Source organism: Demequina pilifera (assembly GCF_048814985.1).
Lineage (GTDB): Bacteria > Actinomycetota > Actinomycetes > Actinomycetales > Demequinaceae > Demequina.
This window is the reverse complement of the sequence record NZ_JBMDTW010000004.1, coordinates 314,659-337,931: the sequence shown is the minus strand read 5'-3', so window position 1 is coordinate 337,931 and position 23,273 is coordinate 314,659. Positions and strand designations below refer to the sequence as shown.

Below are 23,273 nucleotides of genomic sequence, written 5' to 3'. Positions count from 1 at the left end.
CACTGGTGCCCACCATCAACCTGACCGTCGACGGAGACCAGCGACAGGTCGACGCGACGACGACGGGCACGGAACTGTTCGGAGACCGCCGCGAGGTGCTCGTGATGCGCGTCGACGGCGCGCTGTGGGACCTCGCCCGCGAACTTCCCGACGGTGCAAGCGTCGAGGCCGTCACGATCGACGAGCCCGACGGCCTCATGGTGCTGCGCCACTCGACCGCACACGTGCTCGCTCAGGCCGTGCAGCAGGCGCATCCGGACGCCAAGCTGGGCGTGGGACCGCCCATCGACAACGGCTTCTACTACGACTTCGACGTCGCGGAGCCCTTCACTCCTGACGACCTCAAGAAGCTCGAGAAGGCGATGCAGCGCATCGTCAAGGAGGGCCAGGCGTTCGTGCGCCGCGACGTCTCCCGCGAGGAGGCGCTCGCGGAGCTCTCCCACGAGCCGTACAAGTGCGAGCTGCTCAGCCACGAGGCCGACGGTGCCGAGGGCGCCTCGGTCGAGATCGGTGACGGCGACATCACCATCTACGACAACGTGCGCCGGGGCGGCGAGGTCGCCTGGAAGGACCTGTGCCGCGGGCCGCACGTGCCCAGCACCAAGCTGCTTGCCAATGGCTGGTCGCTGATGCGCTCGGCGGCCGCGTATTGGAAGGGCTCCGAGAAGAACCCGCAGCTGCAGCGCGTGTACGGCACGGCGTGGCCCACCAAGGAGGAGCTGACCGCGTACAAGGAGCGGCTCGCAGAGGCCGAGCGGCGCGACCACCGTCGGCTGGGCAGCGAGCTCGACCTGTTCTCGTTCCCCGATCAGATCGGCTCGGGACTGGCCGTCTTCCATCCCAAGGGCGGGATCATCCGTCACGAGATGGAGGAGTACTCGCGACAGCGGCACATCGAGTCGGGCTACGAGTTCGTCTATACCCCGCACGCGACCAAGGCGCAGCTGTTCGAGACCTCCGGTCACCTCGACTGGTACGCCGACGGCATGTACCCGCCCATGCAGATGGACGAGGAGCGCGACGAGGCCGGCAACGTCACCAAGCAGGGCCAGGACTACTACCTCAAGCCCATGAACTGCCCCATGCACAACCTGATCTTCGACGCGCGCGGGCGTTCGTACCGCGAGCTGCCGATGCGGCTGTTCGAGTTCGGCACCGTGTACCGGTACGAGAAGTCCGGGGTGGTGCACGGGCTGACCCGTGCGCGCGGCTTCACCCAGGACGACGCCCACATCTACTGCACCCGCGAGCAGATGAAGGACGAGCTGAACGGTCTGCTCACCTTCGTGCTCGACCTGCTCAAGGACTACGGTCTCGACGACTTCTACCTCGAACTGTCGACGCGCAACCCGGAGAAGTCGGTGGGCTCGGACGAGATCTGGGACGAGGCGACGGAGACTCTGCGAGAGGTGGCCGAGGGCTCGGGCTTGGAACTGGTGCCGGATCCGGGAGGCGCGGCCTTCTACGGCCCCAAGATCTCGGTCCAGACCCGCGACGCCATCGGCCGCTCGTGGCAGATGTCGACCATTCAGCTCGACTTCAACCTGCCCGAGCGGTTCGAGCTCGAGTACACGGCGTCGGACAACAGCCGTCAGCGCCCCGTGATGATCCACCGCGCACTCTTCGGTTCGATCGAGCGATTCTTCGCGATCCTCACCGAGCACTACGCGGGCGCGTTCCCGGTCTGGCTCTCGCCGGTGCAGGTGCGCGCGATTCCCGTGGCCGATGCCTTCGACGACTACCTGGCAGACGTGGTCTCGCAGCTGCGTGCGCACGGCATCCGGGCGGAGCTCGACGCGTCCGACGAGCGGTTCCCCAAGAAGATCCGCTCCGCCTCCAAGGAGAAGATCCCGTTCGTGCTGATCGCCGGCGGTGAGGACGCCGAGGCCGGAGCGGTGTCGTTCCGACTGCGCGACGGGAGCCAGGACAACGGCGTTCCCGTGGCCGACGCCGTGGCGCGGATCGTGGACGCAGTCCGGACCAAGGCGCAGGTGTAGCAGATGGCGGAGATCGTCGACGGCGAGATGATGGGCGGCGAGGCCGACGGCTTCGAGCGACTGTGGACTCCGCACCGCATGGCTTACATCCGCCACTCGTCCGACCGCCCCGAGTACACCGGCGAGCACGAGTGCCCGCTGTGCACCAAGGTGACCGGCGACGACCGCGAGGGGCTGGTGGTCCACCGCGGGGAGCACTGCTACGTGGTGCTGAACCTGTATCCGTACAACCCCGGCCACCTGATGGTGTGCCCGTACCGTCATGTGGGCTGGTACACCGAGGCGACCGACGCCGAGCGCGACGAGATGGGCGAGCTGACGCAAGCCGCGATGCGGGTGCTCACGGACGTCAGCGGCACCAAGGGGTTCAACATCGGGATGAATCAGGGCCAGGTGGGCGGCGCCGGCATCTCTGAGCACCTCCACCAGCACGTGGTGCCCCGCTGGACCGGGGACTCGAACTTCCTGCCCATCATCGGTCGCACCAAGGCTGTGCCAGAGTTGCTCGACGACACCTGGGAGCGCTTGACGCGCGCGTGGGGCGGACTCTAGGACCGGGAGGTCACCTATGTTCGGCAAGCTGCGGCCGTTGATGGCCGCGATCTGGCAGGCGCCCGCGAAGGCGCTGCTCGGCCTCGGGGTCCACCCGAACGCCGTCACGATCGCGGGCACCATCGGCGTGGTCACCGGCGCCGTCGTGCTGCTCCCTCGCGGTGGAATCGCGATGTTCTGGGGCGTCATCGTCATCACGTTCTTCGTGGTCACGGACATGCTCGACGGCACCATGGCGCGGCTGTCGGGCAAGACGTCCCGGCTGGGCGCATACCTGGATTCGACGCTGGACCGCGTGGCCGATGCGGCGATCTTCGGCGCGCTCGTGTGGGGCTTCCGCGAGGTGCACCCGCCGACCGCGCTGGCCGCGCTGCTGTGCCTGACCATCGGCTCGTTCGTGCCGTATGCACGGGCGAAGGCGGAGTCGCTCGGCGTCGACGCCTCCGGTGGCATCGCGGAACGGTCGGACCGGCTCGTGATCAGCCTCACCGCGACCGGCTTCGTGGGCCTCGGCCTGCCGTTGTGGGTGCTCACCTGGACACTGTTCCTGCTGGCCGCGGCCGGTGCGTTCACCGTGGGCCAGCGGACCATGGCGGTGGTGCGCGCCAATCGCGAGGACCTGCGCGACCACGACGACCAGCATCGCGACTCGCTTGACTACGGAGACCATCCCGAGCACAGCCCCGGAGAGCCAGCCTCGGACGGCAACGACCGCGACGCGGGTCGATGAGCGCGTTCCTCACCGCGTGGCGCGTGTCCTCGAGGTCGCCGATCGCGGTGACCCGCGCCGCCGCATCGGCCGTCGCATGGTGGGCGTGGGCCACCCGCGCCAAGCCGGCCGCACGCCTCGAGGACAACCTGCACCGCGTCACCGGGCTCGAAGGGCGTGAGCTGCGCCGGCTGTCCCGGCAGGGGATGGCGTCCGCCGCGCGCTACTACTCCGAGGTTCTCGAGCTGGGCCGCATGAAGCACAGCCAGATCGACGCCCGCGCGCGCACCGAGAACTTCGAGGAGGTCCGCGAGCTGCTGGAAGGCGACGAGCCCGTGGTCGCGGTGCTGTCGCACTGTGGCAACTGGGACCTGGTGGGCGCATGGGGCGCACGCAACCTCACCCGGATCACGGCGGTCGCCGAGGTGCTCGAGCCGCGCGAGGTCTTCGACGAGTTCGTCGCGATGCGCGAGCGGGTGGGCATCCACGTGCTGGGCCATGAGGGCGGCTCGACGTTTCGACAGCTGATCCAGCTGGGACGCGGCGACCGGGGGCTGATCTGCCTGCTGGCGGACCGCGACATGTCCGGCCGGGGCGTCGAGGTGGAGATGTGGGGGCGGCCGGTCAAGGTCGCCCCCGGTCCCGCGGCCGTTGCGGCGGCGGCGCGCATCTCCGTCATGCCGGTGATGCTCCACTACGAGCGCCTGCGTGGCGCGCGGCGCCGAGCGGCGGGTTCCCGCTGGGGCGTGGTGATGACCTTCGGTCCCGTGATCGACCCGGCGGACTTCCCCAAGGACTCGCGCGTCGAGCAGGTGAGCCAGGCGTGGGCGGGCTGGATGGCGCAGCAGATCGCCCGGCATCCGCAGGACTGGCACATGCTGCAGCGGTTCGGGTGGGTCGCATGAGGGTCGGCATCGTGTGCCCGTACTCCTTCGACCGCCCGGGTGGCGTCCAGCTGCACGTGATGGACCTCGCGGAGGCGCTCATCGGGCGCGGCCACGAGGTGTCGGTGCTCGCGCCGGCGGCGCCGGCCACCGGCGTCCCCTCCTACGTCACCACCGCCGGGCGGTCGCTGCCCGTGCGCTACAACGGCTCGACGGCGCGCATCACGTTCGGCATGGCTGCAGCAATGCGGGTGCGCAAGTGGCTGCGCGAGGGGCACTTCGACATCGTGCACCTCCACGAGCCCGGCACCATGTCGCTGTCGGTGATCGCGATGTGGGCGCGCCTGGGGCCGACCGTCGCGACGTTTCACACGTCGAACGACCACTCGCGGATCATGCGCATCGCGAAGCCGTTCATCAAGCCCGGTTACGAGGAGCTGGACGCGCGCATCGCGGTCTCGCCCTCCGCTGACCGCACGGTGAAGGAGCACCTGGGGGTGTCCGCGACGCACATCATCCCCAATGGCGTGGACACCGCCGCCTACACCGAGGCGAAGCCGGTGAAGGAGTGGCGCGGCACCAAGAACGCGCCGACCATCGGCATCCTGGGTCGCATGGACGAGTCCCGCAAGGGACTCGAGCCGCTGCTCGCGGCGATCCCGATCGTGCGGCGCAGGCATCCACGCGCCCGGTTCCTCGTGGCGGGCCGCTTCTCGGATCGCATCGCCGCACGCGCGGCCCGCGCGGGGGCCGAGGTGGTGGGTGAGCTCGACGAGGGCATGAAGGCGCGGTTCATGGCCTCCGTGGACGTGTACTGCGCACCCAACCTGGGCGGCGAGAGCTTCGGAATCGTGCTGGTGGAGGCGATGGCCGCGGGCGCCGCGGTGGTGGCGAGCGACCTGGTCGCCTTCCGCGACGTCGCGACCGACTCCGACGGCGAGGCCTGCGTGGCGATGCACACCGTCGGCGACTCGGTGGAGCTGGCCGCCCGAGTGAACGCCCTGCTCGCGGATCCCGAGGCCCGCCGCGATCTCGCCAACAGGGGCCAATCGCGTGCGTGCACGTTCGACTGGCGCCAGGTTGCGCCCCGAATCGAAGCAACCTACCGAGACGCGATTAGAATGGATGCTGAATTCCATCCCCAGCAAGCGAAGGACAGCACCGCATGAGCGACAACGCCGATCACCCCACCCCCCAGGTAGGCACCGACCTGGTCAAGCGCGGCATGGCCGAGATGCTCAAGGGCGGCGTGATCATGGACGTCGTGACCCCCGAGCAGGCCAAGATCGCGGAGGACGCCGGCGCGGTGGCCGTCATGGCCCTCGAGCGCGTCCCCGCGGACATCCGCGCACAGGGCGGCGTGGCCCGCATGAGCGACCCGGACCTCGTCCAGGGCATCATCGACGCCGTGTCGATCCCGGTGATGGCGAAGGCGCGCATCGGCCACTTCGTCGAGGCGCAGGTGCTCCAGTCCCTGGGCGTCGACTACGTCGACGAGTCCGAGGTGCTGACGCCGGCCGACTACACGCACCACATCGACAAGTGGAACTTCACCGTCCCGTTCGTGTGCGGCGCGACCAACCTCGGCGAGGCGCTGCGTCGCATCTCCGAGGGCGCGGCGATGATCCGCTCGAAGGGCGAGGCCGGCACCGGCGACGTGTCGAACGCGACCACTCACATGCGCCAGATCCGAGCCGAGATCAAGGCCCTTGCGGCGCTCCCGCAGGACGAGCTGTACGTGGCGGCCAAGGAGCTCCAGGCGCCGCTTCCCCTGGTCAAGGAGATCGCCGCCACCGGCAAGCTGCCCGTGGTGCTGTTCACCGCGGGGGGCATCGCCACGCCGGCGGACGCCGCGATGATGATGCAGCTGGGTGCCGAGGGCGTGTTCGTCGGATCCGGCATCTTCAAGTCGGGCAACCCCTCGGAGCGTGCCAAGGCGATCGTCAAGGCGACCACGTTCTACGACGACCCCGCCGTGATCGCGGACGTGTCGCGCGGGCTGGGCGACGCGATGGTGGGCATCAACGTCGAGGACGAGCCTGAGCCCCACCGCCTCGCCGAGCGCGGCTGGTGACGCGACCGCACGACTCGTGACCGCATCGGCCGCCGGGCGCACCCAGCGCCGTGGCGCGCGCGTGCTGCTCGTGGACGACTCGGACCCTGCGGATCCGCGCGTGCTCATGGTGCGCGGCCATGACCCGCACGAGCACGGGCGCTCGTTCTGGTTCACCCCGGGCGGCGGGCTCGAGGCCCAGGAGACGATGCGCGCGGCCGCGGTCCGCGAGCTCGCCGAGGAGACGGGGTGGGTGCTCGAGGAGCACGAGCTGGCCGGCCCGGTGTGGCGGCGAACGGCCATGTTCGACTTCGCGTCTCGCCCTTATGTGCAGTACGAGGAGATCTTCGTGGGGCGGCTCGCCGATGCCGATGCTCGCGCCCGCACCGCTGAGGAGTGGACCGAGGTGGAGCGGGAGACCATCGATGCGGTGCAGTGGATGACTGCCGCGGACCTGCGCGATGCGGCCATCGAGGTCTTCCCGGCCCAGCTGAGGGTCGATTGGAGTGTCTTCTTGGACTGGAACGGCAGCACGATCGATTTGGGAGAGGTGGACGAATGACCACCGTGGGAGTGCTCGCTCTGCAGGGCGACGTCCGGGAGCACGAGGTGATGCTCTCCGGCCTGGGCGTCGAGGTGGTGCGTGTGCGCCGGCTCAGCGAGCTGGACGCCGTGGACGGCCTGGTGATTCCGGGCGGCGAATCCACGACCATGGACAAGCTGCTGAGGGCCTTCGACCTGCGTGACCCGCTGATCGCGCGCATCGGTGACGGGCTGCCCGTCCTGGGGTCCTGCGCCGGAATGGTGCTGCTCGCGCGAGACCTGCGCGACGGCATCGAGGGCCAGCTGACGCTCGACGCGATCCCCATGACGGTGCGGCGCAACGCCTTTGGGCGCCAGGTCGATTCGGCAGAGGTGGACCTGGTGTGGGAGATCGACGGCAGCCCCATGCATGCGACCTTCATCCGTGCGCCGTGGGTCGAGTCATGCGACGAGGGGGTCGAGGTGCTCGCGACCGCCACCGGTCCCGACGGCGAGCGTCATCCCGTCGCGGTGCGTCACGGATCGGCGATAGCGACGGCGTTCCATCCCGAGATCTCGTCGGACACGCGCGTGCACGAACTGCTGCTGGCGCAGCTGTAGGGCCTGGAACCCGCGTGTTCTAGGGCATGGCCTTGATTCGCTGACCTCAAGCCCCTAACCTTGAATCATGTTCGTCGTGACCGCTGACCAGCGCGGCAGCACCGAGAAGGGCGACCGAGTCGAGTCGCTCATGACCTCGCTGCGGCCGTGGGCCGAGCGCTGGGCCGACGAGATCGCGCTGCCGCTCGAGAGGACGGTGGGCGACGAGGTGCAGATCATGCTGACCGACGCCGAGCCCGCGGTCGACCTCGCCCTTCACCTCATGCGCTTGGGGGAGTGGTCGGTGGGCGTGGGGGCCGGTCCGGTCAATGAGCCCTGGGGGCAGAGCGCGCGCGCGAGCTCCGGGGCCGCCTTCGTGCACGCGCGGCAGGCCGTCGAGCGCGCCCGCGGGAGATCCGAGTCGGTGCCGGTGGTGGTGTCCGGCGAGGACGCCGAATCCGGCGAGGGGGCGACCGCGCTGCTGCAGCTGCTGGCCGCGGTGGTGCGGCGTCGCTCCACCGCAGGCTGGGAGGTGGCCGACCTGCTGGGCCCCGATGCCACGCAGCGCGACGTGGCGGCGCGGCTGGGAATCTCGGAGCAGGCCGTCAGCCAGCGCGTGACCTCCGCGATGCTGGATGAGGAGCGCCGCGCGCGACCTGTGGCCGCCGCGCTGCTGGCGCGCGCCGCACAGACGGAAGGGGAGTCATGACGTTCGTGGCCCAGGCCGGGGTGGTGGTCGCGGCGCTCGTCGTGGCCGCAGTCGTCGGCGCGCCGTTGGTCGGTTGGCTGCTGCGCCGCGTGGAGCCCGGCACGGAGACGCCGGGCCTGCTGCGCGGCGGGATGTGGATCGGCGTGCTCGAGAGACTCGCGATCGCGGGTGCGGTGATGGCCGGGCATCCCGAGGCCGTGGCGGTGGTCATCGCCGTCAAGGGCCTGGGCCGCTATCCAGAGCTGCGCGACACCGAGCCGGCGCTGCGGGGCGAGACCGCGGAGCGATTCATCATCGGCACGCTGGCGAGCTTCGTCTGGGCCGCGGCGTGCGGCGCCGCGGGCGCCGCCGCGATCGTGGCGCTCGAGTGATCCTCGTCTCCAACCGCGCACGGCCCCTGCATGAATCCCCGGGAGTGACGCTCTAGACTGTCGGGCAGTCCAATAACGCGTTCGTTGAGGAGCATCACGTGTCCGGCCACTCCAAATGGGCAACCACCAAGCACAAGAAGGCGGTTGTCGACGCCAAGCGCGGCAAGCTGTTCGCCAAGCTCATCAAGAACATCGAGGTCGCCGCTCGCTCGGGTGGCGCGGACATGGCGGGCAACCCCACGCTGTTCGACGCGGTCCAGAAGGCCAAGAAGTCGTCGGTGCCGAACGACAACATCGACCGCGCGCTCAAGCGCGGCGCTGGTCTCGAGGCCGGCGGCTCCGAGTACGAGACCATCATGTACGAGGGCTACGGCCCCAACGGCGTCGCGATGCTGATCGAGTGCCTGACCGACAACCGCAACCGCGCCGCGATGGAGGTCCGCACCGCGCTGACCCGCAACAACGGCACCCTGGCGGACCCGAACTCGGTGGCATACCTGTTCACGCGCAAGGGCCAGATCATCGTGTCGAAGGAATCGGGCGTCACGGAGGACGACCTCATGGTCGCTGCGCTCGACGCCGGCGCCGAGGAGATCGAGGACTACGGCGAGGTGTTCGAGATCACCTCGGAGGCCACCGACGTGGTCGCGGTCCGCACCGCCCTGCAGGAGGCGGACATCGACTACGACTCCGCCGAGGCCACCTGGGTGCCGTCGGTGAAGATCGAGCTCGACGTCGACGGCGCGAAGAAGATGCTGCGCCTGATCGACGCTCTCGAGGATTGCGACGACGTCCAGAACGTGTTCGCGAACATGGACGCCTCGGACGAGGTGCTGGAGGCGGCGGCCGCCGAGTAGCGGCAGCCGCGGACGCCTCAGCACCATGCGCATCCTCGGCGTCGACCCCGGCCTCACCCGCTGCGGTCTGGGCGTCATCGACGCCGCGGGTGCACGCAAGGTCAGCCTGGTGCACGTCGAGGCGGCCACGTCTCCTGCGGGAGACCCGGTGCCGGAGCGCCTCGCGCGCCTGGCCGATGCGCTCGACGTCGTCCTGGAGCAGCACAGGCCCGATGCCGTCGCCCTCGAGCGGGTCTTCGCCCAGGCCAACGTGCGGACCGTGATGGGCACGGCCCAGGTGTCCGGGGTGGTGATGCTCGCGGCCCAGCGGCGCGGACTGCCCGTGGCCCTCTACACGCCCTCCGAGGTCAAGGCCGCCGTGACCGGCGACGGCCGTGCGGCCAAGCCGCAGGTGGGCTACATGGTGGCCCGCGTGCTCGGCCTCGCCGAGCCGCCGCGCCCGGCCGATGCGGCAGACGCCTTGGCCATCGCGATCGCCCACGCGTGGCGCGGCGGGGCCGCCCCGGTGGGCTCGGCCGCGACCACATCGGCGCAGCGACGCTGGGCCGAGGCGGAGCGCTCGTCGCGCCGGCGTGGATGACGGCGGGGCGCGGGCAGCGGCGAGTCGTGGTGCCGCACTGCCGTGCGTCCCGTAGCGTGTTCGTACACATGTTCGAAGGGAGACCGCGGTGATTGCACAGCTGTCCGGCACCGTGCTGTCCGTGCGCGCCTCGACCGCGGTCGTCGAGGTGGGCGGCGTGGGGATGCTCGTGCACTCGACCCCCGCGACGCTCGCGGAGCTGCGCGCTGATCAGGAGGCGCGATTCTTCACGCACCTGGTGGTGCGGGAGGAGTCGCTCACGCTGTTCGGCTTCACCGCCGAGTCGGAGCGGGACACGTTCGAGGCGCTGCAGTCGGTCCAGGGGGTCGGCCCCAGGCTCGCCCTCGCGATGCTCGCGGTGCATTCGCCGGAGTCCCTGTCGCACGCCGTCGCCGATGGGGATCGCAAGGCTCTGGAGCAGGTGCCGGGGATCGGCGCCAAGGTCGCCGCACGGCTGCTGCTCGAGCTGGGCGGCAAGCTGGCGCTGCCGCAGGGCTCGGCCTCGCCTGCCGTGCCCGATGCGCGCGACCAGGTCGAGGAGGCGCTCGTCGCGCTCGGCTGGAACCAGAAGGCCGCCGCCAAGGCCGTCGAGAACGTGGCGCCCGAACCGATCGCGGATGCGGACGTCCCGACCACGCTGAAGGCGGCACTCAAGGCGATGGGTGGGGCACGTGGCTGACGAGCCGGAATCCTTCGAGGGAAGCGTGGTCGACGCCGATGCGGACGCGATCGAGCGCTCCAACGAGGCGGCTCTGCGCCCCACCAGCCTCGACGAGTTCGTGGGTCAGCGCACCGTGCGCGAGCAGCTGTCGCTGGTGCTGCGCGCGGCCGTGAGCCGGGGTGCGACCGCGGACCACGTGCTGCTGTCGGGGCCTCCGGGGCTCGGCAAGACCACGCTGGCGATGATCGTGGCGGGGGAGATGGGCGCGACCCTGCGCGTGAGCTCCGGTCCCGCGATCCAGCATGCCGGTGACCTGGCGGCGATCCTCAGTTCGCTGGAGGAGGGGGACGTGCTCTTCCTGGACGAGATCCACCGGCTCGCGCGACCCGCGGAAGAGATGCTGTACCTCGCGATGGAGGACTTCCGCGTCGACGTGGTGGTGGGCAAGGGCGCGGGGGCGACGTCCATCCCGCTCAGCCTGCCGCCCTTCACGATCGTGGGCGCGACCACCCGGGCCGGGCTGCTGCCCGCGCCGCTGCGCGACCGGTTCGGATTCACCGCGCACCTGGACTTCTACACCGACGACGAGCTGCACCAGATCGTCGGACGGTCGGCGGGCAAGCTCGCGTTCTCCATCAGCGGCGACGCCGCCGCGGAGATCGCGTCCCGCTCCCGCGGCACGCCGCGGATCGCGAACCGGCTGCTGAGGCGTGTGCGGGACTGGGCGGAGGTCCACGGCAGCGGCGAGGGCGACCTGTCGGCGGCGCAAGAGGCGCTGACGGTCTACGAGGTCGACGAGCGCGGTCTGGACCGCCTCGACCGGGCGGTGCTGCGCGCGCTGTGCACGCGGTTCGGCGGAGGTCCCGTGGGGCTGTCGACCCTGGCGGTGTCCGTGGGCGAGGAGCCGGAGACGGTCGAGACGGTCGCGGAACCCTTCCTGGTCAGGGAGGGTTTGATGAGCCGCTCCCCGCGCGGCCGGGTCGCGACGGCCGATGCGTGGGCCCACCTGGGGCTCGAGGCGCCGGTCGAGGCGCTCCCTGGGGCGGCCGGCGGGAGGCTGTTCGACTGAGGGTGGTTCGACGCGCGCGAGATTCACCCCTAGAATCACCAAGGCTCTCGTGAGCAAGTATCAATCGTGAGGAATTCAGTGTCGAAAGTCACCAAGAGCGCGCGTAAGTCGCTGATCTGGCTCGGAGCGATCCTGATCGCTGTCTTCGGGCTGCTGTCCGGAGGTGCCCTGACGGGCAACGCGTCGTGGACCCCAGGTCTCGCACTCGACCTCGCCGGTGGTCGCCAGATCATCCTGACCCCGGTGCTCGATGAGGGCGCCGAGCAGGAGATCCAGGAGTCCGACCTCGAGCAGGCGGTGCAGATCATTCGCGACCGCGTGGACGGGTCTGGCGTGGCCGAGGCCGAGATCACCACCCAGGGCGACAACATCGTGGTCGGCCTGCCGGGCAATCCGTCGGATCAGATCATCGACCTGGTGTCGCAGGCTGCTCAGCTGCAGTTCCGCCCGGTGCTGCTCGTGGGCAACCCGGGATCTCTCAGCGAGGACCTGCCTGCCACGGACCCGAGCGCGGAGCCAAGCCCCGAGCCCGGCCCGGATGACCTCGTGGAGCCGACCCCGAGTGCATCGGCTGAGCCCGGCGCCGAGCCGTCGCCGACCGCCTCCGAAGTGGCGAACCTGGTCACCGGAGCCGACACGGCCGCATCGGCCGAGTCCGCCGCCGAGCCGGAGACCGAGCCGACCCCCGCAGCCACCGCCGCACCCGGCGAGGCTGCCGCAGAGCCCGAGGACCCGTCGTCCTTCGCGTGGCTCGACGAGAACCTCATCGCAGAGTACGAGTCGCTCAACTGCCTGGATCCCGCCAACTGGTCTGGGCGTTCCATGGGAGACCCCGACTCCGGATACGTGGCGTGCGCCGAGTTCGGCGCAGGCAAGCTCGCCATGGGCCCCGTCGAGGTCGAGGGCGACGACCTCGCCACCGCGACCAGCGGCCCCGAGTCCTCGCAGGCCGGCACCCTGACGGGCCGCTTCGAGGTGCGGCTGCAGTTCGACAGCGAGGGCGCCGACAAGTTCGGTGACGTCACCACGCGCCTGATCAATCTCGAGGAGCCGCGCAACCAGTTCGCGATCGTGCTCGACGGAGTGGTGATCTCGAACGCGACGGTGCAGGCCCGCATCACCAACGGCGAGGCCTCGATCACCGGGGACTTCACCCAGGAACAGGCCGAACAGCTCGCGAACCAGCTGCGTTTCGGTGCGCTGCCGCTCAGCCTGGAGGTGCAGTCGAACCAGCAGATCTCCGCGACCCTCGGTGCCGACCAGCTCGAGAAGGGCCTGATCGCCGGTGCGATCGGTCTGCTGCTCGTGTTCGCGTACTCGCTCTTCCAGTACCGCGCTCTCGGATTCGTGACCATCGCGTCGCTCATCCTCGTGGGAGGTACCACGCTGGGCGTGATCTCCCTGTTGTCGTGGGGGATCGGCTATCGACTGTCGCTCGCGGGAGTCGCCGGTCTGATCATCGCGGTCGGTGTGACAGCGGACTCGTTCATCGTGTACTTCGAGCGCATTCGCGACGAGCTGCGTGAGGGCAGGTCCCTGACCTCCGCCGTCGACCACGCGTGGAGGCGTGCGCGCCGCACGATCCTCGCGTCGGACGCCGTGTCGCTGCTGGCCGCCGTCACTCTGTACACGCTGGCCGTGGGCGGCGTGAGGGGCTTCGCGTTCACGCTGGGTCTCACGACGCTGCTGGACGTGCTCGTGGTGTTCCTGTTCACCCACCCGTTGATGGTGCTGCTGGCCCGCACCAAGTTCTTTGGCGAGGGCCACAAGTGGTCCGGGCTCGACCCGCGCCAGCTGGGCCGCGAGGCGCTCTACAAGGGCCGTGGGCGCGTGCGCAGTGGCGGATCCACTCCCGGTGCCAGTGACGATGGGCTGACGCTCGCGGAGCGCAAGGCCGCGGCTCGCCGCGCCGAGCAGCCCGGCGAGCCCGCCACGGTCGGGGGAGCAGATGCGCCCCGATCCCAGGATGACGACGCAAAGGGGGACGCGCGATGAGTTCCAACCTCGGCACGTGGGGCAACCGGCTCCACTCGGGTGAGAAGACCTACCCGATCGTCCAGAGCCGCGCCAAGTTCTTCATCGCGTCCGCGATCCTCGTGCTGGCCGCGGTCGGGCTGCTGCTCGGCAAGGGCCTGAACCCCGGCATCGACTTCACCGGCGGCACGCAGTACGTGCTGGCGGACGTCGCCGACACCGACACGACGCTGGCGGAAGAGGCGGTTGCGGAGATCGCGCCCGCCCAGGAGCCGCGCGTCAGCATCCTCGGCGAGAACGATGTCCGCATCCAGCTGGGCGTTCTCGAGGACGCCGATCAGCGTGCACTCAGCGATGCTCTGGCAGAGGCGTACGGGATCTCCACCGACGACATCAGCTTCGACCAGATCGGCCCCACGTGGGGCGCGTCGGTGGGCAACGCTGCGCTCCAGGCACTGGTGATCTTCCTGCTGCTGGTGTTCACGGTCATCACGCTCTACTTCCGCGCCTGGCGCATGGCGGCCGCCGCGATCGTGGCGCTCCTGCACGACCTGCTGTTCACCGTCGGCATCTACGCCTTGGTGGGCTTCGAGGTGACGCCCGCCTCCGTGATCGGCTTCCTCACCATCCTGGGCTACTCGCTGTACGACACGGTGGTGGTGTTCGACAAGGTCAAGGAGAACACCCAGGACCTGACCGCTCAGAACCGCTACACGTACGCCGAGCTCGCGAACCTCGCCGTCAACCAGACGCTGGTCCGCTCGATCAACACGTCCGTCGTGGCGCTGCTGCCCGTCGGCTCGATTCTGTTCATCGGGTCGTTCCTGCTGGGCGCCGGCACCCTCAAGGACATCGCGCTGGCGCTGTTCGTGGGTATGGCGGTCGGCACGTACTCGTCCGTCTTCGTGGCGACTCCGCTCGAGGTGGCCTTCCGTGGTCGCGAGGCCCGGATCCAGGAGCACACGGCCAAGGTGCTGGCGCTGCGCGAGTCCGGCGAGGCCGACGTGGTGACGCGCGAGGACGGCACGGTTCGTGTGGGTGCGCTGCAGCCGGGTGAGCACCGCGGGACCCAGGCGCAGCCTCGTCGCAAGGGACGCGCCTGAGCCCCTCGAGCCGCCAGTAGACTGGGGCCTCCACCCGAAGCGCTGAACCCGGCGAACCGTGAAGGAGGCGTCAGTGACTGAGATCCGCTCGTCGTCGCCGCCCACGGGTCCGCTCGCGTTCCTGCGCCGCCCGGCGAAGGAGCCGACGGCGATCGACGGGGTGCTGGACACCTACAAGCGGATGTACCCGCGTGCCAAGACCGGCATGATCGAGCGTGCCTACCGCATCGCGGACCAGGCCCACGAGGGCCAGCAGCGCAAGAGCGGCGAGCCGTACATCATCCACCCGATCGCGGTGGCGCAGATCATCGCGGACATGGGGCTGCCCGACACGGTGATCGCGGCGGCGCTGCTTCACGACGTGGTGGAGGACACGCAGCACCCCCTGGACAGCATTCGCGAGGAGTTCGGCGACGAGGTTGCATCCTTCGTCGACGGCGTGACCAAGCTGGACAAGGTCTCGTACGGCGACGCCTCTCAGGCGGAGACGGTCCGCAAGATGGTCGTCGCGATGGCCAAGGACATCCGGGTGCTGCTGCTCAAGCTCGCGGACCGGCTTCACAACGCCCGCACGTGGAAGCACGTGTCGCCCGAGAGCGCACGCCGCAAGGCGCAGGAGACGCTCGAGATCTACGCCCCGCTCGCGCACCGCATGGGGTTGAACGCGATCAAGTGGGAGCTCGAGGACCTGTCGTTCAAGACGCTCTATCCGAAGATCTACCAGGAGATCGTCGACGTGGTCGCGGAGCGGGCGCCCGAGCGTGAGCGCTACCTCGCGGAGATCCGGGCGGAGATCGAGACCGAACTCAAGACCATGAAGATCCGGGGCGTCATCACGGGACGGCCCAAGCACTACTACTCGGTGTATCAGAAGATGATCGTCCGAGGTCGCGACCTCAACGAGATCTACGACCTGGTGGGGATGCGGATCCTGGTGGAGTCCGTGCGCGACTGCTACGCGGTCCTGGGAGCGATGCACGCCCGGTACCAGCCGGTGCCTGGCCGGTTCAAGGACTACATCGCGATGCCCAAGTTCAACCTCTACCAATCGCTGCACACGACTGTGATCGGCCCCAGCGGCAAGCCCGTGGAGCTGCAGATTCGCACCCACGAGATGCACCGCCGCGCCGAGTACGGTCTGGCATCGCACTGGCGCTACAAGGATCGCGGCAACGGCAACGCCGGTGGCGGCAACGACATGGGCTGGCTGCGGCAGATCGCCGACTGGCAGCAGGAGACCGCGGACCCGACGGAGTTCCTCGATGCGCTGCGAGGCGAGATCTCGCGCGCCGAGGTGTACGTGTTCACTCCGCGCGGGAAGTTGCTGGCGCTGCCGCAGGGCGCCACGCCCGTGGACTTCGCCTACGCCGTGCACACCGAGGTCGGGCACAAGACCATCGGCGCGAAGGTCAACGGCCGGCTGGTGCCGCTGGACACCACGCTCGACAACGGCGACACGGTGGACGTGCTCACCACCTCGGACGAGAACGCCCACCCCAAGCGCGACTGGCTCGACTTCGTCCAGTCCGCCCGCGCGCGCAACAAGATCCGCCAGTGGTTCACGCGAGAGCGCCGCGAGGAGTCGATCGAGACCGGCCGCGACATGCTCGCGCGCGCGATTCGTCGTCAGCACCTGCCGATGCAGCGCCTCATGTCCAAGTCGACGCTGCTCGCGCTCGCCAAGGAGATGCACTACGAGGACGTGGAGACTCTCTACGCGGCCATCGGCGAGCACAAGGAGCAGGCGGGCGACGTCGTCGCGCGCATGGTCGACGCCGTCGGCGGCACCGAGGGTGCGGACGAGGACGTCACCGAGATTACGCGGCCCGGGACCGGCGGCGCGCGCGCGAGGCGGGGCGATCCGGGCATCTCCGTGCACGGGCTCACGGACGTGGTGGTCAAGCTCGCGAAGTGCTGCACCCCCGTCCCCGGCGACCCGATCCGCGGCTTCGTGACGCGCGGCAACGGCGTCAGCGTGCACCGTGCCGACTGCCAGAACCTGACCGCCCTCGAGAGCGAGCAGGAGCGGTTCATCGATGTGCAGTGGACCGGCCAGTCCGACGCCACGTTCATGGTGCAGATCGAGGTCGAGGCGCTCGATCGCAACCGTCTGCTCAGCGACGTGGTGCGCGTGCTGTCCGATTACCACGTGAACATCCTGGGCGCACACGTGCAGACCAATCAGGACCGGGTGGCGCTCAACACGTTCACGTTCGAGATGGCTGACCCGTCCCATCTGGGCGCGGTGATCGCGGCGGTGCGCAAGATCGACGGCGTCTACGACGCTCGCCGACTGACCGGAGCCAAGCGCCGCCCGTTCTGACCGGGCCCGACCGCATCGGCCGGTTGCGGTGGCTCCGCCCACCGCGATGCGTCCCGGGACGCGGTGGCCGCATCCGCGACGGCTCCTCCTGGCGGCGCCACACCGATGCCGTGGAAGACCACGGGCAGCGGCCCGCTCCAGTTGCGCACATGGCGGCCGGCGCGATGGCGGGCGTGAATCACCGAGGGAGCCTCGGCGGCTCCGTGCGCCCACAGCGCCGCCGCGCCTGTCGCCTGGCACCCCACGGGCACGCACGCGCCCAGGACGTGGCGTCGCACCGCGGGCACGTCCGGGATGTCGCGGGGCAGGGCGATGCCGGGCAGCAGCGGCACGACGATGCCGTCCCGCACCAGCCGTCCGAAGGCCAGCCGGCCCACGTCGGCACGTGTCACGATCCACATGCGCGGCAGTGTGGCACGCTCACGGGCCCGCGCGCCGGGCGGCATGGCAGGCCTGTGGACAGTCCTGTGGCTCGGGGCCGTGTCGACGCGACGGCCTGCGCCTACTTGACGACGCCCTCGATCTGCTCGAGCCATGCGCGGCGGGCGGCGAGGGCCTCCTCGGCCTCCTTGATGCGACGCTTGTCGCCCTTGGCCTGGGCCTTGGTGAGGTCGTCCTCGAGACCCGCGATCGCGGACTGCAGCTGGGCGGCGGCGCCGGAGGCCCGCCTCTCGATCTCGGGATTGCGCTGGTTCCAGCGCGCGTCCTCGGCGTCGCGCACGGCCTTCTCGACCGCGCCCATGCGCTTATTGAGGCGCGCGACGTCTCCTCGCGGCACCATCCCGGCCGCGTCGAATCGGTCCTGGGCGACGCGCAGCGCCTGCTTGGCGGCGTTCAGGTCCGTGATCGGCAGGATGCCCTCGGCCTCGGCCACGGCGGCCTCCTTGGCCTCGACGTTGCCGGCGAGGGCCTCGTTCTCCGCCTCGGACGCTCCCCGACGCGCGTCGAAGAACGCGTCCTGAGCCGTCTGGAATCGCTTCCACAGCGCATCGTCGACGCTCCTGCGGCCCCGACCGGAGGTCTTCCACTGGGCCATGAGGTCGCGGAACTCGCGGGCAGTGCGGTCCCAGTCCGTCGACTCCGCGAGATGCTCCGCCTTGGCGGCGAGCTCCTCCTTGCGGGAGGCGACCTCGGTGTTGGCGCGGTCCAGCTCGGCGAAGTGGTGCTTGCGCGCCTTCTCGAAGGACGAGCGGGCGGTGGTGAACCGCTTCCACAGCGCCTTCTCGGAGTCCTTGGCGAGGCGGGCGTTGTCGCGCTGGGCGGCCTTCCACTCGTCGAGGAGGGAGCGCAGCTCGGCGGTGTCGTTCTTCCAGTGGACCTGCGCCTCGGGCTTCGCGGCGATCTCCTCGGCGCGGGCGACGATTCTCTCGCGGTCCGCGAATGCGGCCTCGCGGGCGGCGCGGCGCTCCTCGTGGATGCGTTCACGGATCGCCTCCGCCTCGCCCGCGACGACCTCGAGCCGCTCGCGGAGCGCGGCGAGGTCGCCGACGGCCTTGGGCTCGGCGACGGACTCGCGCAGTCCCGTCAGCGCGTCGTCGATGTCCTTGGGCGAGAGCTCGGCGGACTCGAGCCGAGCGTGGAAGCGCTCGATCGAGGCCTTGAGCTCGAAGTAGGCCCTCACGTACGGCTTGAGGGGATCCTCGCCCTTGGCGGGACCGACGGCTCGGGTGTCGTCGCCATCCTTGACCATGACCTGGTCGTCCGCGACGGACCCGTGAGCGGCCGCGGCGGCCAGCTCCTCGTCGGAGACGTCGCTCGCGACGGGGACCCTGACCGGGTGGGTCGCGTGTGCGGCGACCACGGCGGGACTGGCGCCCGATGCGGGCGGGCCAGGCTTGGGGATCGGCTTGGGCTTGGGGGTGGTCATGACAGGGACACCTCGTTCACGATGACGGACTGTGCCGGGCGCCCGTCGGGCTCGCCTGTGATCGTTCCGGCACTGGCAACGTCCTCCACAATACCCAGACCCTGGGTGACCTCACCGAACACGGTGTACCCGCCGGCCGCGTCAGAGGGGATGGTGGAGTCCTGGTAGACCACGAAGAACTGACTGCCCATGGACTCGCCGTCGCCGCCCACGCGCGCCATGGCGAGCGTGCCAGCAGGGTAGACGTCGTCCTCGGGGGCGTTCTCGATGGGACCGTAGCGGTAGCCGGGGCCACCCATGCCGGTCCCGTCCGGGTCGCCGCACTGCAGCACGTAGATGCCTGCGGTGACCACGCGGTGACACTCGGTCTGGTCGAAGAACCCGTCGCGGGTCAGGGCGACGAAGCTCGCGACCGCCTGCGGGGCGGCCTCGCCGTCCAGCGCGAACTCGATGTCGCCCAGGTTCGTGCCCAGCGTGGCGGTCCACGTGCGGTCCTCGGCGAGCGACGGATCGGGCGCCACGCCGGACGTCGCCCAATCGTCGTCACCCGTGGCGGAGGCCTCGGGTGAGGGGTCGGCGGACTGGTCGCTCGGGGCAGTGGTCGATTCGCCCGCGGTGGATTCGGCGGTGGGGACGGCGCTCGGGGTGGTGGCCGCCTCGACGCCCTCGTCGTCCCCGCCGAGCAGCGTGATCAGCACCCACACCACGATGGCGACGACGGCGATGCCGGCGGCGACCAGCGCGCCGATGCGCCAGCGACGGCGGCTGACGGCGCGGGCGGCGTCTCGCTGCTCGTGCTTGCGCGCGAGCGCCTCGCGGCGGCGCTTCTCGTACTCGCGAGCGGCGCTCTTGGAACGCTGGTGCGACATTGCAACTCCTCAGGGCCGAGAGCGGGGTGCGATGCGGTCCCCGGCGCACCATTCTAGGAGGAGTCACGAGTCGCACTGACCAGCGCCGGCGGGGTGGAACAATGTCTGCATGGCCCGCCTCAGACCCCTGTCCGGATACCCCGAGTGGACGCCGTCCGAGCGCGTCGTCGAGGCGCAGCTGATCGAGTCGCTGCAGGAGACGTTCCGCCTGCACGGCTTCGCGGAGATCGAGACCCGCGCGGTCGAGCCGCTGGACCGGCTCGCCGGCTCGTCCGACGCCGCCAAGGAGATCTACACGCTCGGCCGCCTGGGTGCGGACGCGGACGCGGAGTCGAAGGTGGGCCTCCACTTCGACCTGACCGTCCCCTTCGCCCGCTACGTCGAGGAGTTCCAGCACGCGCTGGCCTTCCCCTTCAAGCGCTTCCAGGTCCAGAAGGTGTGGAGGGGCGAGCGCCCCCAGGAGGGCCGGTACCGCGAGTTCTATCAGGCGGACATCGACGTGGTGGGCCGGGACACCCTGCCCGCGCACCTCGAGGTCGAGGTGGCGGTCGTGATGGCTCGCGCGCTCGCCGCGCTGCCGATCCCCGCGGCGACCATGCGCGTCAACAACCGCAGGCTGGTCGAGGGCTTCTACCGAGGGGTCGGCATCGAGGACGTGGCCGGCGCGCTGCGTAGCGTCGACAAGCTCGACAAGATCGGCCCGGATGGCGTGCGCGCCGAGCTTTCCGGCAAGGGCGTGAGCGAGACGGCGGCCGATGCGGTCCTCGAGCTCGCGCGCATCAGCGCCTCGGATGCCGGTTTCGTCGCGGCAGTCGAGGACCTGTGGGCGACGACCCCGACGGTCCCCGACGTCGCGGCGGCGGAGGAGGAGCTCCGCGAGGGGCTGGCTCAGCTCGTGGCGCTGGTCGAGGGCGTGAATGCGGCCGTCCCCGGCACCGCGGTGGCGGACCTGCGCATCGCGCGCGGCCTCGACTACTACACGGGCTCGGTGTATGAGACGTTCCTGACCGGCCACGAGGACCTCGGCTCGATCTGCTCGGGAGGGCGCTACGACTCCCTGGTCGCCGGCGGCGGCTTCCCGGGAGTCGGCATGTCGATCGGCGTGAGCCGGCTGGTGAGCCGCGTCATCGGCGCGGACCTGGCCAGGGCGTCGCGAGCCGTGCCGTCGGCCGTGCTGGTGGCGGTCACCGACGAGTCGTCTCGCGCCGCCTCGAACGCGATCGCGGACGCCCTGCGCGAGCGGGGGATCGCGGCCGAGGTCGCGCCCGCTGCCGCGAAGTTCGGCAAGCAGATCCAGTACGCGGACAGGCGCGGCATCCCCTTCGTGTGGTTCGCGGACTCGGGGGAGGTCAAGGACATCCGCTCGGGCGAGCAGTCGCCGGCGGATCCGGCGAGCTGGGAGCCCCCGGCCGAGGACGCCCGGCCGCGCATCGTGACCGACTGACCCCCGCATCGGCCGCCTATCCCTGTCCGGCACTCATGTCCGGGCGGTGCCGGACAGGAGGCCGCGGCCTCCTGTAGGGGTCAATGAGTGCCGGACAGGGTGGGGGAGGGCGCGCACCGGCCCACGGACCTCGCGCCGCTAGACTCGAACCCACGCTTCCCGTCGTAGAACTCCCGCGCGCCACTCGCGCGCCAGAAAGGCTGACTGTGCTTCGCACCCATCTCGCTGGAAACCTCCGGGCGTCCGACGCCGGCTCGACCGTCACCCTCGCCGGATGGGTGGGACGACGCCGCGATCACGGGGGAGTGGCGTTCATCGACCTGCGCGACGCGTCCGGCTTCGCCCAGGTGGTGATCCGCGAGGAGGTCGCGCACAGCCTGCGCAACGAGTACGTGATCCAGGTCACCGGCGAGGTCCGCGAGCGTCCCGAGGGCTCCGCGAACGCGAACCTGCCCTCGGGCGAGATCGAGGTGGTGGTGAGCGACGTCACCATCCTGAACGAGTCCGCCCCGCTGCCGATGCCGGTCGACGAGCACGTCACCGTGGGCGAGGAGGCGCGTCTCAAGCACCGCTACATCGACCTGCGCCGCCCGCAGCCGCGCGCCAACATCGTGCTGCGCTCGAAGGCGAACCAGGCCGCCCGCCGCGTGCTGGACCGCCACGACTTCCTCGAGATCGAGACCCCCACGCTGACGCGCTCCACGCCCGAGGGCGCCCGCGACTTTCTGGTGCCGGCCCGCCTCGCGCCCGGCTCCTGGTACGCGCTGCCGCAGTCGCCTCAGCTGTTCAAGCAGCTGCTGATGGTGGCGGGCATGGAGAAGTACTACCAAATCGCCCGCTGCTACCGCGACGAGGACTTCCGCGCGGACCGCCAGCCGGAGTTCACCCAGCTCGACGTCGAGATGAGCTTCGTCGACCAGGATGACGTGATCGAGCTGGGCGAGGAGATCGTCCGCGAGCTGTGGGCGCTGGCGGGACACGAGATCTCGACGCCCATTCCGCGCATCACCTTCGCCGATGCGATGGCTCGGTTCGGCTCGGACAAGCCGGACCTGCGGTTCGGTCTCGAGCTCACCGAGCTCACCGAGTACTTCAAGGACACCCCGTTCCGGGTGTTCCAAAACGACTACGTGGGTGCCGTGGTCATGCCCGGCGGGGCGGATCAGCCGCGGCGCACGCTCGACGCGTGGCAGGACTGGGCCAAGCAGCGCGGCGCGCGCGGGCTCGCCTACGTGCTGATCGGCGCCGACGGAGAGCTCACCGGCCCCGTGGCCAAGAACCTCTCCGACGCCGAGCGTGCGGGACTGGCCGAGGCCGTGGGGGCCGAGCCCGGCGACTGCGTGTTCTTCGCCGCAGGCAAGCCCGGCCCGTCGCGTGCGCTGCTGGGCGCCGCGCGGCTCGAGATCGGCCACCGCGTGGGCCTGATCGACGAGGACCGGTTCGAGTTCGTGTGGGTCGTGGACGCGCCGCTGTTCAAGGCCGTCGGCGACGACGATGACGATGACGTCGCGGTGGGCTCGGGTGCGTGGACGGCCGTGCATCACGCGTTCACCTCGCCCAAGCCCGAATACCTCGACACCTTCGACAAGTCGCCCGGAGAGGCGCTGGCCTACGCGTACGACATCGTGTGCAACGGCAACGAGATTGGCGGAGGGTCGATCCGTATCCACCGCCAGGACGTGCAGGAGCGCGTGTTCAAGGTGATGGGGATCGGCGAGGAGGAGGCCCAGGAGAAGTTCGGGTTCCTGCTCGAGGCGTTCTCGTTCGGAGCGCCGCCTCACGGCGGCATCGCCTTCGGTTGGGACCGCGTGGTCGCGCTGCTCGCGGGCGCCGATTCGATCCGCGACGTGATCGCCTTCCCCAAGTCCGGCGGCGGGTACGACCCGCTGACCGCCGCGCCTGCCCCCATCACGGAGCAGCAGCGCGCCGAGGCCGGTGTGGACGCAAAGCCCGAGGAAGAGGCCCAGAACCCCGCTTAGCCGCCCGCGGGGCGTCGGCTCGCCATTCGTGGCGGTGCGACGGGCGCCGGGGTGGCGACGGTCGGTGAGTCGTGCCGACCGAATCGTGAGATGGTGGTCGATACTCGTGCTACGGGCCGCCAAGCTGAAGGGGGTGCCTCGTCCGGTCTT

The 23,273-nt window shown here is 70.2% G+C and carries 22 protein-coding genes; 19 read left to right on the top strand and 3 right to left on the bottom strand.

What is annotated here, in order from left to right; all coding sequences use genetic code 11:
• The first annotated feature begins 5 nt into the window (after positions 1-5).
• The 17 genes from thrS (at position 6) to ACNI14_RS09310 (ending at position 16,964) form a co-directional block, all read left to right on the top strand.
• Positions 6-1,997: a threonine--tRNA ligase gene (gene thrS, locus ACNI14_RS09390; protein WP_420519747.1), complete on the top strand. Its 1,992-nt coding sequence runs from the start codon at positions 6-8 to the stop codon at positions 1,995-1,997.
• 3 nt (positions 1,998-2,000) lie between these two features.
• Complete coding sequence (locus tag ACNI14_RS09385) at positions 2,001-2,549, top strand: HIT family protein (protein WP_420519746.1); 549 nt, start codon at positions 2,001-2,003, stop codon at positions 2,547-2,549.
• A 16-nt stretch (positions 2,550-2,565) separates the two neighbouring features.
• On the top strand, positions 2,566-3,279 hold the full coding sequence (gene pgsA / locus ACNI14_RS09380; RefSeq protein ID WP_420519745.1) for a phosphatidylinositol phosphate synthase: 714 nt from the start codon (positions 2,566-2,568) through the stop codon (positions 3,277-3,279).
• Positions 3,276-4,163 (top strand): phosphatidylinositol mannoside acyltransferase, encoded by an 888-nt coding sequence (locus tag ACNI14_RS09375; RefSeq protein WP_420519744.1) that lies wholly within the window; start codon positions 3,276-3,278, stop codon positions 4,161-4,163. Before pgsA ends, ACNI14_RS09375 begins: the two co-directional genes overlap by 4 nt.
• Positions 4,160-5,311 (top strand): glycosyltransferase family 4 protein, encoded by a 1,152-nt coding sequence (locus ACNI14_RS09370; protein WP_420519743.1) that lies wholly within the window; start codon positions 4,160-4,162, stop codon positions 5,309-5,311. Before ACNI14_RS09375 ends, ACNI14_RS09370 begins: the two co-directional genes overlap by 4 nt.
• On the top strand, positions 5,308-6,216 hold the full coding sequence (gene pdxS, locus ACNI14_RS09365) for a pyridoxal 5'-phosphate synthase lyase subunit PdxS (protein WP_420519742.1): 909 nt from the start codon (positions 5,308-5,310) through the stop codon (positions 6,214-6,216). Before ACNI14_RS09370 ends, pdxS begins: the two co-directional genes overlap by 4 nt.
• Positions 6,217-6,232: 16 nt before the next feature.
• The gene (locus ACNI14_RS09360; protein ID WP_420519740.1) at positions 6,233-6,757 is read left to right on the top strand and encodes an NUDIX hydrolase; all 525 of its coding nucleotides are present in this window, start codon (positions 6,233-6,235) and stop codon (positions 6,755-6,757) included.
• Positions 6,754-7,338: a pyridoxal 5'-phosphate synthase glutaminase subunit PdxT gene (pdxT, locus tag ACNI14_RS09355; protein WP_420519739.1), complete on the top strand. Its 585-nt coding sequence runs from the start codon at positions 6,754-6,756 to the stop codon at positions 7,336-7,338. Before ACNI14_RS09360 ends, pdxT begins: the two co-directional genes overlap by 4 nt.
• Before the next feature lie 67 nt (positions 7,339-7,405).
• Positions 7,406-8,026 (top strand): hypothetical protein, encoded by a 621-nt coding sequence (locus tag ACNI14_RS09350; RefSeq protein ID WP_420519738.1) that lies wholly within the window; start codon positions 7,406-7,408, stop codon positions 8,024-8,026.
• On the top strand, positions 8,023-8,397 hold the full coding sequence (locus tag ACNI14_RS09345; protein WP_420519736.1) for a hypothetical protein: 375 nt from the start codon (positions 8,023-8,025) through the stop codon (positions 8,395-8,397). Before ACNI14_RS09350 ends, ACNI14_RS09345 begins: the two co-directional genes overlap by 4 nt.
• A gap of 98 nt (positions 8,398-8,495) precedes the next feature.
• Positions 8,496-9,254, top strand: a complete 759-nt coding sequence (locus ACNI14_RS09340) for a YebC/PmpR family DNA-binding transcriptional regulator (RefSeq protein WP_420519734.1) — start codon at positions 8,496-8,498, stop codon at positions 9,252-9,254.
• Positions 9,255-9,279: 25 nt separating this feature from the next.
• Positions 9,280-9,834 carry a crossover junction endodeoxyribonuclease RuvC gene (gene ruvC, locus ACNI14_RS09335; RefSeq protein ID WP_420519732.1) on the top strand — a complete coding sequence of 185 codons (555 nt, stop codon included), beginning with the start codon at positions 9,280-9,282 and terminating at the stop codon, positions 9,832-9,834.
• Between the two features lie 88 nt (positions 9,835-9,922).
• The gene (gene ruvA, locus ACNI14_RS09330) at positions 9,923-10,513 is read left to right on the top strand and encodes a Holliday junction branch migration protein RuvA (protein ID WP_420519731.1); all 591 of its coding nucleotides are present in this window, start codon (positions 9,923-9,925) and stop codon (positions 10,511-10,513) included.
• Positions 10,506-11,564: a Holliday junction branch migration DNA helicase RuvB gene (gene ruvB, locus ACNI14_RS09325; RefSeq protein ID WP_420519729.1), complete on the top strand. Its 1,059-nt coding sequence runs from the start codon at positions 10,506-10,508 to the stop codon at positions 11,562-11,564. Before ruvA ends, ruvB begins: the two co-directional genes overlap by 8 nt.
• A 78-nt stretch (positions 11,565-11,642) precedes the next feature.
• Positions 11,643-13,559 carry a protein translocase subunit SecD gene (gene secD, locus ACNI14_RS09320; RefSeq protein WP_420519727.1) on the top strand — a complete coding sequence of 639 codons (1,917 nt, stop codon included), beginning with the start codon at positions 11,643-11,645 and terminating at the stop codon, positions 13,557-13,559.
• Positions 13,556-14,641, top strand: a complete 1,086-nt coding sequence (gene secF, locus ACNI14_RS09315) for a protein translocase subunit SecF (protein ID WP_420519726.1) — start codon at positions 13,556-13,558, stop codon at positions 14,639-14,641. The genes secD and secF overlap by 4 nt, the downstream gene beginning before the upstream one ends.
• Before the next feature lie 73 nt (positions 14,642-14,714).
• Positions 14,715-16,964 (top strand): RelA/SpoT family protein, encoded by a 2,250-nt coding sequence (locus ACNI14_RS09310; RefSeq protein WP_420519725.1) that lies wholly within the window; start codon positions 14,715-14,717, stop codon positions 16,962-16,964.
• Here ACNI14_RS09310 and ACNI14_RS09305 read toward each other — a convergent pair.
• From ACNI14_RS09305 to ACNI14_RS09295, 3 genes are all read right to left on the bottom strand, one after another.
• Entirely contained in the window at positions 16,919-17,365 is a 447-nt protein-coding gene (locus ACNI14_RS09305; protein WP_420519724.1) for a hypothetical protein, read from the bottom strand. The two genes, ACNI14_RS09310 and ACNI14_RS09305, sit on opposite strands and share 46 nt — an antisense overlap.
• A 101-nt stretch (positions 17,366-17,466) precedes the next feature.
• Positions 17,467-18,831, bottom strand: coding sequence for a DUF349 domain-containing protein (locus tag ACNI14_RS09300; protein ID WP_420519723.1), 1,365 nt, complete (start codon positions 18,829-18,831; stop codon positions 17,467-17,469).
• Positions 18,828-19,700, bottom strand: a complete 873-nt coding sequence (locus tag ACNI14_RS09295; protein ID WP_420519722.1) for a peptidylprolyl isomerase — start codon at positions 19,698-19,700, stop codon at positions 18,828-18,830. Before ACNI14_RS09295 ends, ACNI14_RS09300 begins: the two co-directional genes overlap by 4 nt.
• 109 nt (positions 19,701-19,809) lie before the next feature.
• Between ACNI14_RS09295 and hisS the strand changes: the two genes are divergently transcribed.
• Both hisS and aspS read left to right on the top strand, forming a co-directional pair.
• The gene (gene hisS, locus ACNI14_RS09290; RefSeq protein ID WP_420519721.1) at positions 19,810-21,144 is read left to right on the top strand and encodes a histidine--tRNA ligase; all 1,335 of its coding nucleotides are present in this window, start codon (positions 19,810-19,812) and stop codon (positions 21,142-21,144) included.
• A gap of 206 nt (positions 21,145-21,350) precedes the next feature.
• Positions 21,351-23,123: an aspartate--tRNA ligase gene (aspS, locus tag ACNI14_RS09285; protein ID WP_420519720.1), complete on the top strand. Its 1,773-nt coding sequence runs from the start codon at positions 21,351-21,353 to the stop codon at positions 23,121-23,123.
• Positions 23,124-23,273: the final 150 nt, after the last annotated feature.

Coding starts and splice junctions, on each gene's coding strand:
- ACNI14_RS09385 (WP_420519746.1), top strand. CDS start 2,001: ATGGCGGAGATCGTCGACGGCGAGATGATGGGCGGCGAGGCCGACGGC.
- pgsA (WP_420519745.1), top strand. CDS start 2,566: ATGTTCGGCAAGCTGCGGCCGTTGATGGCCGCGATCTGGCAGGCGCCC.
- ACNI14_RS09375 (WP_420519744.1), top strand. CDS start 3,276: ATGAGCGCGTTCCTCACCGCGTGGCGCGTGTCCTCGAGGTCGCCGATC.
- ACNI14_RS09370 (WP_420519743.1), top strand. CDS start 4,160: ATGAGGGTCGGCATCGTGTGCCCGTACTCCTTCGACCGCCCGGGTGGC.
- pdxS (WP_420519742.1), top strand. CDS start 5,308: ATGAGCGACAACGCCGATCACCCCACCCCCCAGGTAGGCACCGACCTG.
- pdxT (WP_420519739.1), top strand. CDS start 6,754: ATGACCACCGTGGGAGTGCTCGCTCTGCAGGGCGACGTCCGGGAGCAC.
- ACNI14_RS09350 (WP_420519738.1), top strand. CDS start 7,406: ATGTTCGTCGTGACCGCTGACCAGCGCGGCAGCACCGAGAAGGGCGAC.
- ACNI14_RS09345 (WP_420519736.1), top strand. CDS start 8,023: ATGACGTTCGTGGCCCAGGCCGGGGTGGTGGTCGCGGCGCTCGTCGTG.
- ruvC (WP_420519732.1), top strand. CDS start 9,280: ATGCGCATCCTCGGCGTCGACCCCGGCCTCACCCGCTGCGGTCTGGGC.
- secF (WP_420519726.1), top strand. CDS start 13,556: ATGAGTTCCAACCTCGGCACGTGGGGCAACCGGCTCCACTCGGGTGAG.
- ACNI14_RS09305 (WP_420519724.1), bottom strand. CDS start 17,365: ATGTGGATCGTGACACGTGCCGACGTGGGCCGGCTGGCCTTCGGACGG.
- ACNI14_RS09300 (WP_420519723.1), bottom strand. CDS start 18,831: ATGACCACCCCCAAGCCCAAGCCGATCCCCAAGCCTGGCCCGCCCGCA.
- ACNI14_RS09295 (WP_420519722.1), bottom strand. CDS start 19,700: ATGTCGCACCAGCGTTCCAAGAGCGCCGCTCGCGAGTACGAGAAGCGC.
- hisS (WP_420519721.1), top strand. CDS start 19,810: ATGGCCCGCCTCAGACCCCTGTCCGGATACCCCGAGTGGACGCCGTCC.